Consider the following 16,676-nt stretch of genomic DNA (forward strand, 5'->3'; position numbering starts at 1 on the left):
GTCAGGCCGCCTGCTCTTCGGCCAGGCCGGCGAGCGCGTCCACCACGTCCCCGATGGTGCGGATGGTCTTGAACACCTCCGGCTGCAGGCGCTTGCCGGTCATCTGCTTGAGCTTCACGGCCAGGTCGACGGCGTCGATGCTGTCGATGTCGAGGTCGGCGTACAGGTTGGACGCCGGGCTCAGGGACGCGCGGTCGAGCTCGAACATGTCCGCCAGCAGGTCGGCGACCCAGGTGAACAGTTCGTCGCGGTTCATGTCGTTGATGCTTACCATGGCCATAGCCTCCTTACCCTTACTTTTTTCGGTTCGTTTCAATCATCGCGGCCAGTGCGCGCACCGAGGCGAAATGGCGGCGGGTTTCCTGGGATTCGGCCGCCAGGGTGATGCCGTAGCGCTTCTGCAGCGCCACGCCGATCTCGAGGGCGTCGATCGAATCGAGCCCCAGGCCCTCCACGAAGAGCGGCGCGTCGCTGTCGATGTCGCCGGGGGCGAGGTCCTCGAGCTGCAGGACGTCGATGATCAGTGCTTTCACTTCTTGTTCAAGCATGGTGCTGGCCTTCTTTCATAAAGAGCTGTTGCAGGTATTCTGTGAGGCGGCGCGCCGCCACGACCTCGCTCATGGCGCCGCTGCGGTAACTGTCCACGCCGATGTCGTCCCCGACCTCGATCCGGAAATGCGCCTGGCGCGGCGGGACGTGCCACCACTTGTCGCCCTTGCCCAGCGTCGGCGGCTCGCAGCGGATCAGGACCGGCGTGATCGGACGGGCGCCGCGCACCGCGACGTTCGCGGCGCCGCGCTTGAGTTCGGGCGTGCCGTCGCGCGGGGTGCGCGTGCCTTCCGGGAAGATGATCAGGTTGCCGCCGGAGCGCAGCGAGGCGATGCAGTCGTCGATCAGTGCGGGGCCGCGGTCGTTGCAGATGTAGCCTGCCGCGCGTACCGGCCCGCGCGTAAAGGGGTTGTTCCACAGCGCACCCTTGACGATGCAGTCGGCGTTCGGCACGAAGGCGATCAGGAATACGGTATCGATCAGGGTCGGGTGGTTGGCCAGGATCAGCTGGCCCCGGCGTTCGAGCTTGTCCAGCCCGCGTACCTCGTAGCGCAGCACGCCGAGTCCGCGCATGACGCCCACGAAGGCCCGGAAGCTGGCGCGGATCGTGGCGCGCGCGGCGCGCCGGCGCGCTTCGGGGGCGCGGATGCACAGGGCCAGCAGCGGGAAGACGATCACGCGCAGGAGCAGGCCGCCGATGCCGAACAGCGCGAAACTCAGGCCGGTGGCGAACACGCGCCAGGCATGGTCCAGCCTAGCCCTCATGGCGGCTCCAGGTCCAGCGCTTGCCGCCGGCTTCGCGCACCAGGCGTGCCTGGCCGCCGTGCTGGAAACGCAGCAGCTCGAGCCCGCCGGGCATGCGCGCCGGCGCAGCGCCGGGTTGAATGCCCTGGGCATGCCAGCGCAGGCGCACCGTATCCGGGCCGGCGCCGGCCGGCACCATGGCCCAGGCAAAGGCGAAAGGCTGCTCGTCGCAATCCTCGAACTGGCGCAGGGCTTCGGGGAGCGCGGTGTCGCAGGCGACCAGCAGCACCATCGGGGCGCCGTCGGCAAGCTGGCCGCAGGCCTCGATGACCGCGTGTTCGATGGTGGAACTGCCGGCGGCCAAGGCCACGTGGTTGGCGCGGTCGCCGCGCGCGATCGAGAACAGGCCCGCGCTGGCGTTGTGCACGGCCAGGCCGAAGGCGGTCGGGGACAGCGGTTCGCCGCGGGCGAGGTCGCCGAGCAGTTCCACCGCGCGCGCCACTTCGCCGTGGCGCGAGCAGAACACGGTCGCTACGTCACGCTGCTCGCCCAGGCATTCGTAGGCGACTTCGAGCGCCATGCGGCCGAGGAAGCCGGCGCGGCGCCGCAGCATGGCCGGCATCGCGCTCACTTTCGGTTCTTCGCCAGGCGCGAGGGTCCAGGGTTCGCGCGCCCACTCCGTCCAGCGCTGCGGGCTTGCCAGGCCGGGCGCCCAAGCGGCATGTCGCGCAATGGAAAAAACGACCTCTGACTCGAACATGACTCGCTGTTGTGGAAGTGAAGCGCACTATCTTGCGCTCTAGGAAATTGAACGGAATTATAATCGGTCGCCTTGTTTTCGTAGGACCTGTCTTACAGATCTCAACCGATTTGCAACAGTCATCCGTACGGGACGGTGCCCGAAATCGAAGAGGCGGGATGATGCCACAAAGAGAGGCGCTGCATTCTCACGAATTGTCACTGCGACACGGAAAAGCGCCGGGTTTTCGAAGAGGTTTAACCGGCATGAGTATGTAGGCGCAGGACTACAAGGTTTGTCCTGCGGGAGCGCATCGCGGCGCCGCTGGTCCCGGCCTTGCACCGGGACCCGTGTGCTTCATTGACGAGGTGGCTCAGTCAGCCGGCGGCAGCAGCGCCCGCAGGCGATCCGGCAGCGGCCGCGATTTCTCGGCCTTGAAATCGATCCACACCACCTTGGCGCCGCCTTCGGCATGCAGCGCCCCGGCCTGCCCGTCCGCGCCCACCAGGCGGATCTGGTGCGTGACCTCGATGCTCGAGCGGCCCGGCGGCCCGACATAGGTGCTGACTTCGATCTCGCCGGGATAGGTCAACTGCTTCAGGAAGCTGCAGTGGGCGTTGACGATGACCGGGCCTTCGGTCGATGCGGCCGGGTCGGGCAGCGCCCCGGCCTGCTCCAGCCAGGCGATGCGGGCCGACTCGATGTAGCGGAAATAGACGGTGTTGTTGACGTGACCCATCGCATCCATGTCGCCCCAGCGGATGGGGATCCTCATGGAATGCACGAACTGCTTCTTGCTCATTGCTTCCTTTGTTGCTTGTTCTAGATTACTGCGCCGTCATGCCGTCGTCGGCCGTGATGACCGCGCCATTGATGAAATGGGCCTCGTCCGCCGCCAGCAGCAGCAGCAGGCCGTCGAGGTCTTCCGGCCGGCCGGTGCGCTTGCGGGGCAGCATGTCGATCAGCTTGCGGCCCTGCTCGGTGTCGAAGTAGTCCTCGTTCATTTCGGTCGAGATGTAGCCGGGGCAGATGGCGTTCACGTTGATGCCGTAGCGGCCCCACTCCACCGCCATCGCCTTGGTCATCTGCACCACGCCGGCCTTGCTCATGCAGTACACGCCGATCTGCGGCAGCACGCGCAGGCCCGCCACCGAGGCGATGTTGACGATGCGGTGCTGCTTGCGCGGATCGCCCTTGGCGCGCTGGATCATGCGCTTGGCGGTCTGCTGCGCCACGAAAAAGGCGCCGCGCAGGTTGGTGTCCATGATGTAGTTGTAGTCTTCTTCGGTGACGTCCAGCAGGCGCTGGGTGCTCGACACGCCCGAATTGTTGACCAGGATGTCGATCGGACCGGCCTCGGTCTCGGCGTGCGCGATGGCCGACTTGATGCTGGCCAGGTCGGTCACGTCCAGGCGCACCACGTGGGCGGCGCCGCCGTCGGCCTCGATCTCGGCGCGCAGCTCCTTGAGCCGCTCGACCCGGCGCGAGGCCAGCACCACCTGCGCCCCGGCGCCGGCCAGCGCCTTGGCGAAACGCGCGCCCAGGCCGCTCGACGCGCCGGTGACCATGGCGATTTTTCCTTCGTAATTGACTTCGATGCCCACGCGGCTCCCCTTCCTTGTCCAATTGCGAAGTCACCATGATTACACAAATCATCAGTATTAGATTGCCGCATCTAATAATGTCCGTAAAATGGCGCCCAACGTTGCAATCGGCAGCAAAAAAGTGCACACTCGTGCTTAAATTTTCATTCTTATTAAAATAATCATATGACTGAGCCAACCAACATCCTCGAACAATACGGACCGCGTGAAGCCATGGAGTACGACGTGGTCATCGTCGGTGGCGGTCCTGCGGGCCTGTCGGCGGCGATCCGCCTCAAGCAGCTGGCGGCAGAAAAGGGACAAGAGGTCTCGGTCTGCGTGCTCGAGAAAGGCGGCGAGCTGGGCGCGCACATCCTGTCCGGCGCGGTGATGGACCCGATCGCCCTGAACGAACTGATCCCCGACTGGAAGGAAAAGGGCGCGCCCCTGAACACTCCGGTCACCGAGGACCAGGTGCTGTTCCTGACCGAGAAGAAGGCGATCAAGACGCCCCACTTCATGGTCCCGAAGATGCTGACCAACCACGGCAACTACGTGATTTCGCTGGCCAACGTGACGCGCTGGCTGGGCCAGCAGGCGGAAAGCCTGGGCGTGGAGATCTTCCCGGGCTTCGCGGCCGCCGAAGTGCTGTACAACGAGGACGGCTCGGTCAAGGGTGTCGCCACCGGCAACATGGGCGTCAAGCGCGACGGCGAGCCGGGCGCGGACTTCCAGCTCGGCATGGAGCTGCACGCCAAGTACACCCTGTTCGCGGAAGGCTCGCGCGGCCACCTCGGCAAGGCGCTGATGGCCAAGTATGACCTGAACAAGGGCAAGGACCCGCAGACCTACGGCATCGGCATCAAGGAGCTGTGGGAGATCGATCCCGCCAAGCACAAGCCGGGCCTGGTGATCCACACCGCCGGCTGGCCGCTCGACAACGACACCTATGGCGGCTCCTTCCTGTACCACCTCGAGAACAACCAGGTCGCGGTCGGCTTCGTGGTGGGCCTGGCCTACCAGAACCCCTACCTGTCGCCCTACGAGGAATTCCAGCGTTACAAGACGCACCCGGCGATCCGTCACTACTTCGAAGGCGGCAAGCGCATCTCCTACGGCGCGCGCGCCATCACCGCCGGCGGCCTGCAATCCCTGCCGAAGACCGTGTTCCCGGGCGGCGCCCTGATCGGCTGCGATGCCGGCTTCCTGAACACCAGCCGCATCAAGGGCAGCCACGCCGCGATCAAGACCGGCATGCTGGCCGCGGAAAGCGCCTTCGCCGCGCTGGGCGAAGGCCGCCAGCACGACGAGCTGGCGTCCTACCCGGCGGCGTTCGAGAACAGCTGGCTGCACGAGGAACTGCACGTCGCGCGCAACTTCAAGCCGTGGATGAGCAAGGGCCTGTACCTCGGCACCATCATGACCGGCATCGACCAGATGGTCTTCCGCGGCAAGGCGCCGTGGACCCTGCACCACCAGCACGCCGACCACGAATGCCTGAAACCGGCCTCGCAGTTCCAGCCGATCGTGTACCCGAAGCCGGACGGCAAGCTGACCTTTGACCGCCTGTCCTCGGTGTTCATCTCGAACACCAACCACGCCGAAGACCAGCCTGTCCACCTGACGCTGAAAAACCCGAACATCCCGGTCGACGTCAACCTGGCCAAGTATGCCGGGCCCGAACAGCGCTACTGCCCGGCCGGCGTGTACGAGTTCGTGAAGACCGACGAGGGCAAGGACCGCCTGCAGATCAACGCGCAGAACTGCGTGCATTGCAAGACCTGCGACATCAAGGACCCGACCCAGAACATCGTCTGGGTGACGCCGGAAGGCGGCGGCGGCCCGAACTACCCGAACATGTGATCGGGATGCGGACCACGACCGCGCGGCTGCGCGCCGCCGCCCTGGCCTGCGCGCTGGCCCTCCCCCTGGCCGCGCAAGCGGCCGACGCAGGCGTGAAGAGCGCCGCCCTGCTCGACCATGGCTGGTGGATCGACGCCGACATTACCTACCTGACGGCGAGCGGCCAGGGCCTCAAGCTCGACGTCTACCTGCCGACCAAGAAGAGCGACAAGCCGCTGCCCGTGGTGATGTACTTCCACGGCGGCGGCTGGGTGGCCGGCCGGCGCGAGGGCGCGGCGCTGTCCGCCATGCCCTACATGGAGATGGGCTTCGCCTTCGTGAACGTCAGCTACCGGCTGGCGAAGGTGGCGCCGGCCCCGGCCGCGGTGGAGGATACGCTGTGCGCGCTGCAGTGGGTCGGGCGCAATGCGAAGAAGTACAACTTCGACCTGTCGAAGGTGGTGACCACGGGCGACTCGGCGGGCGGCCACCTGGCCCTTGCCACGGCCATGATCCCGGCCGATTCGCCGCTCACGCGCCAGTGCGCGGCCAACGAGCCTAGCTGGAGCGGACCGTATCGGAACGCGGCGCCCAAGGTGGCGGCGGTCGTCAACTGGTACGGCATCACCGACGTCGCCGACATGCTGCAAGGCCCGAATGTGCGTTCGTACGCGGTGGCCTGGTTCGGCAGCATGCCGGATCCCGAACGCCAGGCGCTGGCGCGTGCGGTGTCGCCGCTGAGCCATGTGCACGCGGGCGGACCGGCCGTGTTCACCATCCATGGCGACGCCGATCCGCTGGTGCCCTACGCACACGGCGTGCGGCTGAAGGAGGCGCTCGACAAGGCAGGCGTGCGCAACGTCCTGCACACGATCAAGGGCGGCGGCCACGGCGGTTTCACGGCCGAGCAGCACGTCGGGGCGTATGGGGCGGCGCATGCCTTCCTGCGCGAACTCGGGATCGCGCCGGCGCTGCCTTGACGCGCCGCTTCTGCGGCAATCGGCCTAAGATGTGGTTTCCACCACACTTGATGCAAGGAGGCCACCATGCCTGAAAACAAGGATACTGGGGACAGGAGCCTGAGCGACGTCCAGCTCGACGACTTCGACGTGAACCGCCAGCGCGAACGGCTGGAGCGCAGCCGGCCGGGCAATCTGCAATCGGACCGGCAACAGGGTTCGCAGCAGTCCGGCGAGCAAGCGCAGCCGCAGGACAAGCGCTAGCCCCCCCCCTCTTCTTTTACTGCTGACTTTGTACGGGCCGTCCTACGACGGCGCGTGCCCGATTCCGATTGTCTCGTCCTGCGAGGGGGCTATCATGAGCCCATCGACACTCAAACAAGGAGACTGGTATGGGTGAAAACAAAGGACATGGCGTCAAAGGGCCGCGCCACGACGATGACGTGGACGAGCTCAGCATGAATACCGCGAGCGGCAAACCCGCCCAGGGCGGCCAGCAACAGTCCGGCAACATGCAATCGGGACAGCAGCAAGGCAGTATGCAATCCGGGCAGCAGCAAGGTAGTCGGCAGGGCCAGCAGGGCGGCAGCCAGCAATCGGGACAGCAGCAGCAAGGTAGTCAGCAATCGGGGCAGCAACAGGGAGGAAGCCGACAGGTTTCCCGCCAGTCGGGCCAGCAGGGCAGTCGGCAAAGCGGAGGGCAGCATGCCTCCGGCGGTACGCCGGCACTCGATGACCTGGGTACGCGCCAGGGTGAATCCGCCAAGGATGCATCGCAGGCGTGGAGCCAGGACGATAGCGCCGACCAGCAACGCGGCAATCGCTGAGCACGGGCGCCCCTGACCTCGCAGTACCACGCGCACCGGCAGGCCAGGCTTGCCGGTGCGCGTTCGCGTTCACGCTCCCTTTCTTGCTTGCCGGTTAGAGCGTCCGAACGGTCCTACGCCCCTTCCTCCCGTACTCCGATTGCCGACGTCAACAGGAGGACTAAGATGGTGGCTCGACAATCTTCGATGAGGAGACGATCATGAACCAGCAGCAAAACCAGAAGCAGTCGCAAGCGGACAACTCGCAAACGGACCCGAGCAAGGACCTGGTGTCGGCCGCCGGCCAGGGCCAGCGCGAGGGCAACCAGCAGTCGGGTGGTCAGCAGTCGGGAAGCAAGCAGTCCGGCCAGCAGCAAGGCAGCCAACAGTCGGGCCAGCAGCGTGGCAACCAGCAGCAAGGCGGCCAGCATGCTTCCGGCGGGACGCCGGCATTGGATGACCTGGGCGGTCAACGCCAGGGTGAAAGCGCCCAGCAGGCTGCCGACGCCTTCCAGCAGCAGGACCAGCAGCGCGACAAGCGCTGAGTGTCCCCGCTCCCGCGTGCCGGCCCTTGGTCAGCGCGCGGCGTGCGCGCGGTTCAGGCGCCGCTCGGCGCGGCGCTGGATCGCTTCGAAGGACAGGCTCAAGGCCCAGTAGATGCAGGCTGCCGCGAGGTACAGCGGCAGCGGCTGGAAACTCACCGCGATCACTTCCTTGGTCGCCAGCATCAGCTCGGTCACCGTGATTACCGATACCAGCGAGGTATCCTTGATCAAGCTGATGAGCGTGTTGCTCATCGAGGGCACCGCGATGCGCAGCGCCTGCGGCATGACGATGTGGTGCAGGGTCTGCCAGTAGCCCAGCCCGAGGCTGAAACTGGCGCGCCACTGCCCAACGCTCACGGCGCGGATCGCCCCGCGCAGGCTCTCGGACAGGTAGGCGCCCGCGTTCAGCGACAGCGCCAGCACGCCTGCCGTCACCGGCGCGAACTCGATGCCGATGCTCGGCAATCCATAGTAGATGACGAAGATCTGCACCAGGAGCGGCGTACCGCGCATCAGGCTTACGTACAGGCTGGCCGGCAGGCGCACGGCGGCCCAGGGAGCGATGCGCATCAGCGCCACCGGCAGGCCGATCGCCAGGCCGCCGATCATCGAGGCCACCGCGAACAGCAGGGTATAGCCGGCGCCCGTCAACAGGGTCGGCGCCGCTTCGCGCAGCAGCGCGATCAGGTCCACGTGGCGGCCTTTATTGGGCCGGGCGGCTGGCGTCGGTGCCGAACCACTTGAGCGACAACGCCTTCAGGCTTCCGTCCGCGGCCGCGTCCACCAGGACCTTGTCGAGCGCCGCCTTGAATTGCGGATTGCCCTTGCGGAAAGGGATGCCCATGCGCTCGGGTGCGCCGACGCGGGCGCCGGCCTTGATCGGCAGCTGCGAATGCTTCAGCAGATAGGCGACCATCAGGCTGTCGTTGAGCGCCGCATCGATGCGGCCGAAGGCCAGGTCCTGCAGGTTCTCGGGCGCCGCCGGGTAGCTCTTGACCTCGATGCCCGGCACCGCCTTGGCCTGCTGCTCGAACACGCTGCCCTGCCCCACGCCGACCTTCTTGCCCTTCAGGTCGTTCAGGCTGGTGTAGCTGGCGCGGTCGTTCTTGCGCACGATGAGCTGCGGGAAGGAATACGTGTACGGGCGCGAGAAATCGAAGGCCTGCTCGCGCCTGGGCGTGATGCCGACCTGGCTGACGATCACGTCGTACTTGCCGGCGGCCAGGCCGGCGAGGATCGCGGCCCATTCGGTGGTGACGAATTCGGGCTTGAGGCCCAGCTTGGCCGCCACCAGGCGCGCGACGTCGACGTCGTAGCCGGACAACTGGCCGGTCTTCGGGTCCTTGAAGTTGAAGGGCGGATAGGTGCCTTCCATCGCGATGCGCAGGGTGCCGCGCGCCTTCGCGTCCGCGAGCAGGTCGGCCGCCCGTGCCGGCGCCAGGGCCGCCAGGGAGGCGGCGAGCGCCAGGCCAAGTACGGCACGGCGTGCCACGGTGGTCGAATGCTTGCCCATCAAATCGTCTCCATGCCTAGTCGAGCTGACTTTATAACCGAAAGCCGTGCCGGCGGGAAGCGTCGTGGCGCCGTCAGAAGCGGCGGGCGCGCGCCCCGAAGGGGTGGCCGACCACCAGGGTGGTGTTCAAGACCAGCGTGGACAGGCCGAGGATCAGCTGCACCAGCCTGTCGTCCGGGAGCACCCAGACCTGCCCGCGCGGCCGCTCGGCGCCGGTGGCCGCCATGATCAGGGGCGCGATCCAGTCGGCCTCCGCTTCGACGTCGAGGATCACCGCGTCGCCGGTGGTCTGCATGTAGACGTTGCCGCCTTCGGCCAGCGTGAAGCAGATGCCGACGCCGGTCTCGGTCGGCTTGACCAGCTCCTGCAGGGCGCGGTTGTGCTCGTCGATCCAGAGCTCGACGTCCTGCGGGGTTTCAAGTAGCGTCCAGGGACGGGGTCGGAAGCGCGGCTGTGGGGTATCGGGTGGCAGGTTCATGATGCGGACAAAAGCGGAACGACCCGTATTTTACGCCAGCCGGCCCACCAGGATCAGCGACACCGGCTTGCCGGTCTGCGGATGGAGCGGCTCGCGCATCTCGACCACGCGCAGGCCGTGGTCCTCGAACAGCGCCAGCCAGCTCGAAACCGTCCGGAAGTACCAGGGCGCCGGATCGGTGAAGTCGCTGCTGAAACCGGCCCAGCTGCCGTCGCGCCAGCCGTCGGCATAGGGCGCGTCGCCGCAGGCCGTCAAGGGGTGCACGGTCTGCACGATGAGGTGCCCACCCTGCCGCAGGTAGCTCGGCGCGGCGCGCAACAGCCCGCGCACGGCCCCGTCGCCGATCAGCGAGAAGTTACAGACGGCCACGTCGGCGGCCAGCGCCAGCTGGCCGGCGGCGATCTCTTCATAGCTCAACTGGCGGAACTCGCCGCCACCCGCCTGCCTCGCCTGCCTCGCCTGCTCGACCAGGCCGGCGCTCGCATCGACGCCGATCATCGACACTTCCGGCAAGGCCCGCACCAGCCAGCCCTCGCCGCAGCCGAGGTCGACGCCGGTCGCCGGCGCATACGCACGCACGGCGTCGACGATGGCGGCATTGGTCACCAGCACGCGCGACCCGATCTCGCCGCCGCGCACGGCGGCGGTCCAGGGATCGGTATTGCGCGACCATGAATCGATGATGGATGCGTCGGTATGGGCGGTCATGCGGTCTCCTTGGGTTTTTGCGCATTATCGCCGACCTGAAATCCGTTTGCGAAGCGTCGGTATCGTGTTCGACCCCGAAACCACATGGATCTTGCAAGCTCGCGTGCTATCCAACGTCCAGTGTCACCAAGCGCGCCGTGACCTGCCCGCCCTCGACCAGCAGTTCGCCCACCGAGATCGGCAGCGTGAAGCGCCGGCGCCCCGCGCTGCCCGGGTTCACGTACAGCACGCCGCCGCGCTCGCTGGACGAAGGTTTGTGCGAATGGCCGGCCACCACCACGCGCATGCCTTCGCGGGCGGGATCCAGCGGCAGTTCCTTGAGGTCGTGGATGACGTAGATCGCGAGCGGCCCCAGCCGCAGGATGGCGGTCTCGGGAAGCTCGCGCGCCCAGGCGCCGTGGTCGTTGTTGCCGCGCACCACCGTCAGCGGCGCGATCGCCGCCAACGGGGGCAGGATCTCGGGGCCGGTAATGTCCCCGGCGTGGATGATGTGGTCGCTGCCCCGGAGGAAGTCGAGCGCCTCCGGACGCAGCAAGCCGTGGGTGTCGGAAATCAGCCCGACGCGCATGCCGCTCAGGCCGCGCGCTTGCTGCCGGCCATCTTGGCCGTGGTGTAGATCGCGTACAGCGCCGCCAGGCCCACCACCACGTAGACGATGCGGGTCGCCGGGCTGCCCGGGCCGAAGATGGTGGCGACCATGTCGACGTCGAACAGGCCGACCATGGCCCAGTTCAGGCCGCCGACGATCAGGAGCGCCATTGCCAGGTAGTCGAGCGCCGACATCGCGGAGCGCCGATGCGCATGCATGGACGTGCGGCGCTCGCCCATGGTCCTGCGGTCCATGGTGGGAGTATTCATCGTTGCCATCATTGCCTCCTTGAGAAAAGCGACATGGCCAGGGCGGCCTGCCCTGGCGCTGACAACGCATACTAGCGGAAGTTCGGTAGCGAGGACGCACCGGTCGGCGCGCGCCGGACGCGGGCGGCTCAGCCCTTCCAGGTGCGGTTGAGGCCGGTGTCCGCGTGGATCCAGCCGCCCTTCGGACCGGAACGGTAGTAATAGCCGACGCCGCCCTGGCGGAAACTGCGGATCAGGCCGCCGAGCACTTCCTCGTTCAGGCTGGCGATGCGGATGTCGGCCGCCTTGCCCACCATGTGCAGGGACTTGCGCGCGGCCGGCACGCCCTCCTCGACCAGGCGCCGGTTCGACGCCTCGGTGCGGTAGCCGGAGAGGATCTCGAGGGGCTGGGTCATGCCGTAGCGGGCAATGAAGGCCTGGGTGCCCCACAGGATCTCGAACAGCTTGGGATCGATCGGCGCCGACGCGCGGCCGTTCACGTCGCGCAGGATGTGGCACAGTTCCTGGTAGGCCGAATCGATGATCTCGCCGTCCTTCCAGTACAGGACCTTGGCGCGCTCGCCGCTTTGCGGACGCACCAGCGACAGGGTACGCGGCTTGATCCAGAAGTCGATGTCCAGCAACTGGGCATCGAACAGGTCGGGCGGGGGTTCCAGGTCGGTGGTCTGGGCCGCGGCCGCGGCCGGGACCAGCAGTGGGGAACCGAGGGTGCCCAACGCACATAGCCGGGCACTTTTCTGCAGGAAATCTCTACGTGATGCCATAACAAAGCGAACTCAGCCAAAGGAGGCGCTTACTATATCGCAAGCTTCTCCTGGACAAAAGGAGAGTTCGTCAAGATTATCGTGGAGCGCTAGGCGTTACAGTTGCAAAAGCGCTTGCGGGCGGCCGCGCCCGGCCCGCTCTCGCACTCGGCGTCGAGCGGCTTCCACAGCAGGTCGCATTCGAGGCCCCAGCAGGACTTGTCCTTGCCGGCGTTGACATAGCCCTGGCACTCGAAGAAGGCGCTCGCGCCCGCCGGGCTGTGCAGGTGCAGTTTCTTGATGCTCCAGGCGCGCGCCTGTTCCTCGGCGGCGTCGATCAGCGCGCGGCCGATGCCGCAGCGCAGCGCTTCGGGCGCCACATAGCACAGCGCCAGCTTGCCGGCCTGGGTCAGCAGGCACAGGCCGACCAGTTCTCCGTCGCGCTCGGCGACCAGGGCGTGGTTGCTGGGGTTGGCGAACCAGGTGGCGACGTTGGCGGCCGTTTTGTTGCCGAGCCAGGCTTCCAGCACGGCCGGCTGGTCCTGGTGGTCGGCCTTGCACCCGATTTCGATCGAGCGGCGCAGCAGGGCGCAGGCGGGGGCAGCATCACCGGGTACCGCCTTGCGAATGTCAAAACGCGTGGACATCAAACATCACTATGCAAAAAAAACGATCAGACCGCGCTTGTGGCGCAATGGCTGGGTACGACTATACACCGAAAGCTCCCGACCTTGCTGCGGCCGTCCGTATCGCCACGAGGCCGCGCAAGGCCGGTCACCGCCTTCACCTCCCTGCTCTGCAGTACTAAGCATATGACAAAACTATTGTTCCGTATTTGGGGGAAGCGGTGGATGATGCATCCCGTCACCACAAGATTCTGAAAAGCGAGACCATATGACCCTGACCTCCCCGCTCCGCCGTTTCATCCTGGCCCTGGCGCTGGGCGCCGCGCTGCCGCTGTCGGCCAGCGCCGCCACGACCGAGCTGCTGAATGTTTCCTACGACGTGGCACGCGAGCTGTACAAGGACATCAACCCGGCCTTCATCGCGGCCTACAAGCAACAGACCGGCCAGACCGTCAGCATCAAGCAGTCGCACGGCGGCTCGAGCAAGCAGGCGCGCGCCGTCGCCGACGGCCTGGAAGCCTCGGTCGTCACCATGAACCAGGCGAACGACATCGACATGCTGGCCGACCGCGGCCTGGTGGCCAAGGACTGGGCCAAGAAATTCCCAAACAACGCGGCGCCCTACTACTCGACCATGGTGTACCTGGTGCGCAAGGGCAACCCGAAGAAGATCCGCAACTGGGAAGACCTGGCGCGCCCCGGCGTGCAGGTGATCATCCCGAACCCGAAGACCGCCGGCAACGGCCGCTACACCTACCTCGCGGCATGGGGCTCGGTGCTCAAGAAGGGCGGCAACGAAGCCCAGGCGCGCGACCTGGTGGCCCGCATCTTCAAGAACGTGCCGATCCTGGATGCGGGCGGACGCGCCGCGACCACCACCTTCACCCAGCGCCAGATCGGCGACGTCCTGGTGACCTTCGAGAACGAAGTGAGCATGGTGCGCAAGGAATTCGGCGACAACTTCGAGGTGGTCTACCCAAGCTCCTCGATCCTGGCCGAGTCGCCGGTGGCCGTGGTCGACAAGGTGGTCGACCGCCGCAACCAGCGCAAGGAAGCGACGGCCTACCTGAACTTCCTGTATTCGCCGGCCGGCCAGGAAATCGGCGCCAAGCACTACCTGCGCGTGCGTTCCGATGCGGTGATGAAAAAATATGCCGCTAACTACAAGCCGATCCAGCTGTTCACCGTCGACGAGCTGTTCGGCGGCTGGCGCAAGGCCCAGGAAGTCCACTTCAACGACGGAGGCGAGTTCGACAAGATCTACCAGTCGAAGTAATCCCTCCACCAAGCCGCCCGCTTGCGGGCGCATGCCGAAGCCCTGCCCTTGTGCAGGGCTTTGTCGTTACGGCCTCCGATGCGTGGCGGTGCCTATCCACCCGGAATATCGACCTGTTCTGGCAATTATCATGGACGCTGTGTTAACTGCAGGGTTAAACTGCAACTAAATTCCGGTTCACAAGACCGTTTTTGCTTGTGTGCCATAGACATGCATCATGCTTGATGCTATCTTCCAACCTCCTGTAGTTGCCCTACAGCTAGATTGTTGACTGCGCGCTTCTCCGACTGCCGCGTTTTCCCGCTCAACACAACCTATTCCTGCACCCGACAATGTTCAAAAAATTGTTTGCCACCGCATTGTTGTCGTTTTCGGCTGCGGCTTTCGCCGTGCCCTTCGGCTCGCAATCGGTGCTCGTGGTAGAAGATGACACCGGCAAGATTTTGCTGGAAAAGAATGCGGACCGCGTCGCGCCGATCGCCTCGCTCACCAAGCTGATGACCGCCATGGTCGTGCTCGATGCCAGGCAAGACCTGGACGAGCTGATCGAGATCGACCGCAGCGACGTCGACACCTTCAAGCACAGCAGCTCGCGCGTGCCGGTCGGCGCCCTGATCTCGCGCCGCGACGTGCTGCAGCTGGCCTTGATGTCCTCGGACAACCGCGCGGCCCATGCGCTGGCGCGCACCTATCCGGGCGGCACCGCCGGTTTCAAGGCCGCCGTGCGCCACAAGATCGCGACGCTGGGCATGACCCAGACCGTGATCGAGGAGCCGACCGGCCTGTCGCCGCACAACCGCTCGACCGCGGGCGACCTGGTCAAGATGGCGGCGGCCTCGAGCAAGTATCCCGAGATCACGCGCATGACCACCGAGTCGAAGGAGCTGATCAACATCAACGGCCGCGAGGTCGAGTACCGCAATACCAACCGCCTGGTCGGCGCGCAGGGCTGGGACATCGGCCTGTCGAAGACCGGCTACATCCAGGAAGCGGGCCGCTGCCTGATCATGAACATCAAGGCCGGCGGCAAGAACGCCACCATGGTGCTGCTCAATGCCGGCGCCTCGTCGGCGCGCATCCTGGATGCGCTGAACATCCGCCGCTTCATCACCGGCGACGAGCCGGTCAGCATGGCCAAGGCTTCGAACCGCGCGCCGCGCTACAAGGCCGCATCGAGCCGCCCCGGCATCAAGGCCAGCGCCGGCAAGGCGCGCGTCAAGGCGACGGCCGGCAAGGGCAAGGGTAAGGCGGTCAAGCAGCGCGGCAAGGTGAAGGTGGAGCCGAAGCGCCGCAAGAAATAAACGACACGCCGTGTCGCGCACAGCAAAGGGGCCACGCGGCCCCTTTTGCTTTGGCGCGCAGCCATGCCCTCACTGGCTGCGCTGGGCCAGTTCCGGTCCGGGCGGCGGCGTGACCGTGTCCCACAGGGCGCCGCTCAGCTCCTGCACCAGGTCGTCGCTGTACGCGGCCGGCGGCGACTGCATCACCACCACCCGCCAGGCCTTGCCGTCGACCTCCACGATGCGCAGCTGCACCCGTTCCGGCCCCTTCTTGTGCAGCCCCCTGCCGACCCAGGAATGACGCCCGCGAAACTCGGCGAAGTAGCTGTCCGCCAGGTCGAAGCGGTCGGCCAGGCGGTCGACCAGGGCCTGGGCGTCCTGGCGCAGGGCCCGCCCGCCGGTCTCCTCGTGCGCGAACAGGATGGCGGCGCGGCCGCTGTGCTGGGTGAACAGGTGCTGCACGCTGCCATCCGTCCCGGCGCGCACCTCGAGTTTCCATTGCGGCCCGATGCGCGCCATCCGTCCGGTGACCGGGTTGGTCCAGGCGCTGTGCGGCGCTTCCTGCATGGCGCTCGCCTCGCCGCTGTCCTGGCGGTCGACGCCGTCGAGGATCAGGATGGCGCTGAACAGGCTGATGAAGGCGGCGCCGAACACGGCTTTCGCCACCCAGCCCGTGCCGCCGGCGCTGACCAGGAATTCGTCCTTGTCGTAGCTGGCCTGCATGCCCTTGCGCAGCCGCAGGCCCTGGCGCGCCATGGTGGCCAGGCTGATGAACGGCAGGCCGAGGGCGAGGCCGTCGCGCCAGATCTTCAGGTTGCGCCGCAGCAGCTCGCCGAAGCCGGGCACATGCCCGTCGGTCGTGATGAGGCGCAGGCCGAGCAGCGCCTTGCCCGGCGTATTGCCGAAGCGCGCCTGCAGGGCCGCGTCGAGCACCAGGCCGCCGGGTATGCAGGCCAGGCCGAACAGTTTCCAGCCGAACGGCGTTTCGAGCCAGCGCAGGAAAGCCGGGGACAGCTGGCCCAGGGCCGAACCGAGCACCAGGGCCACCAGCGCGGTCTGCCACCAGACGTCGAAGCTGCGGGCAAACCAGCGCGCGCAGGGTCCGGCCAACAGGAAGGCCGGCAGTTCGAAGGAAGCCACAAGGAGGGGCGCCACCCGGCCGGGGGTGGAACGGAACACGAGCGTCGGTTGGTCGAGTGGCTGCATGCTTGCGCGGGGGGCGGTTGCGGCCCTGGAATAAGTGCTTAGTAGCAGGAATATTTACAGGGAAAGTTACATGAAAAATGCTGCCCGGTCTTTGTTCTTGTACGTCAGTAAGACCACGAAGTAACGGTCGAGTTCGACGAAGCAGGCCTCGTCACGCGCCATTCCTGCTCTGCGTCAAACCCGTCGTCGCGCGGTCGCGACATGCGGCACTTGTAATCCGG

Annotated in this window: 22 protein-coding genes; 7 read left to right on the top strand and 15 right to left on the bottom strand. The window is 66.3% G+C overall.

Going from position 1 to position 16,676, the window contains the following annotated elements; all coding sequences use genetic code 11:
• Position 1 precedes the first annotated feature (1 nt).
• From MasN3_RS16315 to MasN3_RS16340, 6 genes are all read right to left on the bottom strand, one after another.
• Entirely contained in the window at positions 2-274 is a 273-nt protein-coding gene (locus MasN3_RS16315) for an acyl carrier protein (RefSeq protein ID WP_229413074.1), read from the bottom strand.
• A gap of 19 nt (positions 275-293) precedes the next feature.
• Positions 294-548: a phosphopantetheine-binding protein gene (locus MasN3_RS16320; protein WP_281908570.1), complete on the bottom strand. Its 255-nt coding sequence runs from the start codon at positions 546-548 to the stop codon at positions 294-296.
• The gene (locus tag MasN3_RS16325; protein ID WP_281908571.1) at positions 541-1,314 is read right to left on the bottom strand and encodes a lysophospholipid acyltransferase family protein; all 774 of its coding nucleotides are present in this window, start codon (positions 1,312-1,314) and stop codon (positions 541-543) included. The genes MasN3_RS16320 and MasN3_RS16325 overlap by 8 nt, the downstream gene beginning before the upstream one ends.
• Entirely contained in the window at positions 1,304-2,053 is a 750-nt protein-coding gene (locus MasN3_RS16330; RefSeq protein WP_281908574.1) for a beta-ketoacyl synthase chain length factor, read from the bottom strand. The genes MasN3_RS16325 and MasN3_RS16330 overlap by 11 nt, the downstream gene beginning before the upstream one ends.
• A 352-nt stretch (positions 2,054-2,405) precedes the next feature.
• Positions 2,406-2,834, bottom strand: a complete 429-nt coding sequence (locus MasN3_RS16335; RefSeq protein ID WP_281908575.1) for an acyl-CoA thioesterase — start codon at positions 2,832-2,834, stop codon at positions 2,406-2,408.
• A 25-nt stretch (positions 2,835-2,859) separates the two neighbouring features.
• Positions 2,860-3,636, bottom strand: a complete 777-nt coding sequence (locus MasN3_RS16340; RefSeq protein WP_027865407.1) for an SDR family oxidoreductase — start codon at positions 3,634-3,636, stop codon at positions 2,860-2,862.
• A gap of 165 nt (positions 3,637-3,801) precedes the next feature.
• Here MasN3_RS16340 and MasN3_RS16345 point away from each other — a divergent pair, with 165 nt between their 5' ends.
• The 5 genes from MasN3_RS16345 (at position 3,802) to MasN3_RS16365 (ending at position 7,767) form a co-directional block, all read left to right on the top strand.
• Entirely contained in the window at positions 3,802-5,478 is a 1,677-nt protein-coding gene (locus MasN3_RS16345; RefSeq protein ID WP_281908576.1) for an electron transfer flavoprotein-ubiquinone oxidoreductase, read from the top strand.
• Positions 5,479-5,483: 5 nt separating this feature from the next.
• Complete coding sequence (locus tag MasN3_RS16350; RefSeq protein WP_281908578.1) at positions 5,484-6,437, top strand: alpha/beta hydrolase; 954 nt, start codon at positions 5,484-5,486, stop codon at positions 6,435-6,437.
• A 66-nt stretch (positions 6,438-6,503) separates the two neighbouring features.
• Complete coding sequence (locus tag MasN3_RS16355) at positions 6,504-6,680, top strand: hypothetical protein (protein ID WP_281908580.1); 177 nt, start codon at positions 6,504-6,506, stop codon at positions 6,678-6,680.
• A 128-nt stretch (positions 6,681-6,808) separates the two neighbouring features.
• Entirely contained in the window at positions 6,809-7,243 is a 435-nt protein-coding gene (locus MasN3_RS16360) for a hypothetical protein (RefSeq protein ID WP_281908581.1), read from the top strand.
• A 200-nt stretch (positions 7,244-7,443) separates the two neighbouring features.
• Positions 7,444-7,767 (top strand): hypothetical protein, encoded by a 324-nt coding sequence (locus MasN3_RS16365; protein WP_281908582.1) that lies wholly within the window; start codon positions 7,444-7,446, stop codon positions 7,765-7,767.
• Between the two features lie 30 nt (positions 7,768-7,797).
• On the opposite strand, the gene MasN3_RS16370 is transcribed toward MasN3_RS16365, so the two are convergent.
• The 8 genes from MasN3_RS16370 to MasN3_RS16405 form a co-directional block, all read right to left on the bottom strand.
• Positions 7,798-8,460, bottom strand: coding sequence for an amino acid ABC transporter permease (locus MasN3_RS16370; RefSeq protein WP_281908584.1), 663 nt, complete (start codon positions 8,458-8,460; stop codon positions 7,798-7,800).
• A 10-nt stretch (positions 8,461-8,470) separates the two neighbouring features.
• Positions 8,471-9,280 (bottom strand): transporter substrate-binding domain-containing protein, encoded by an 810-nt coding sequence (locus tag MasN3_RS16375; RefSeq protein ID WP_281908585.1) that lies wholly within the window; start codon positions 9,278-9,280, stop codon positions 8,471-8,473.
• Between the two features lie 73 nt (positions 9,281-9,353).
• On the bottom strand, positions 9,354-9,758 hold the full coding sequence (locus tag MasN3_RS16380) for a hypothetical protein (protein ID WP_281908586.1): 405 nt from the start codon (positions 9,756-9,758) through the stop codon (positions 9,354-9,356).
• 30 nt (positions 9,759-9,788) lie between these two features.
• Positions 9,789-10,466 carry a class I SAM-dependent methyltransferase gene (locus tag MasN3_RS16385; protein ID WP_281908587.1) on the bottom strand — a complete coding sequence of 226 codons (678 nt, stop codon included), beginning with the start codon at positions 10,464-10,466 and terminating at the stop codon, positions 9,789-9,791.
• 106 nt (positions 10,467-10,572) lie between these two features.
• The gene (locus MasN3_RS16390) at positions 10,573-11,034 is read right to left on the bottom strand and encodes a metallophosphoesterase family protein (protein WP_281908589.1); all 462 of its coding nucleotides are present in this window, start codon (positions 11,032-11,034) and stop codon (positions 10,573-10,575) included.
• A gap of 5 nt (positions 11,035-11,039) precedes the next feature.
• Positions 11,040-11,333, bottom strand: a complete 294-nt coding sequence (locus tag MasN3_RS16395; protein ID WP_281908590.1) for a DUF378 domain-containing protein — start codon at positions 11,331-11,333, stop codon at positions 11,040-11,042.
• Positions 11,334-11,452: 119 nt separating this feature from the next.
• On the bottom strand, positions 11,453-12,088 hold the full coding sequence (locus MasN3_RS16400; protein ID WP_281908592.1) for a YcbK family protein: 636 nt from the start codon (positions 12,086-12,088) through the stop codon (positions 11,453-11,455).
• 89 nt (positions 12,089-12,177) lie between these two features.
• Positions 12,178-12,714 (bottom strand): GNAT family N-acetyltransferase, encoded by a 537-nt coding sequence (locus MasN3_RS16405; protein WP_281908593.1) that lies wholly within the window; start codon positions 12,712-12,714, stop codon positions 12,178-12,180.
• 247 nt (positions 12,715-12,961) lie between these two features.
• On the opposite strand from MasN3_RS16405, the gene MasN3_RS16410 reads away from it, so the two are divergent.
• Together MasN3_RS16410 and MasN3_RS16415 are read left to right on the top strand one after the other, a co-directional pair.
• Entirely contained in the window at positions 12,962-13,969 is a 1,008-nt protein-coding gene (locus MasN3_RS16410) for a sulfate ABC transporter substrate-binding protein (protein WP_281908595.1), read from the top strand.
• A gap of 332 nt (positions 13,970-14,301) precedes the next feature.
• Complete coding sequence (locus MasN3_RS16415) at positions 14,302-15,270, top strand: serine hydrolase (protein WP_281908596.1); 969 nt, start codon at positions 14,302-14,304, stop codon at positions 15,268-15,270.
• A gap of 69 nt (positions 15,271-15,339) precedes the next feature.
• Here the strand turns inward: MasN3_RS16415 and MasN3_RS16420 are convergent, their stop codons facing one another.
• The gene (locus MasN3_RS16420) at positions 15,340-16,455 is read right to left on the bottom strand and encodes an RDD family protein (protein WP_281908598.1); all 1,116 of its coding nucleotides are present in this window, start codon (positions 16,453-16,455) and stop codon (positions 15,340-15,342) included.
• Between the last annotated feature and the right edge of the window lie 221 nt (positions 16,456-16,676).

This window comes from Massilia varians (assembly GCF_027923905.1).
GTDB classification, from domain to species: Bacteria; Pseudomonadota; Gammaproteobacteria; order Burkholderiales; family Burkholderiaceae_D; genus Telluria; species Telluria varians_B.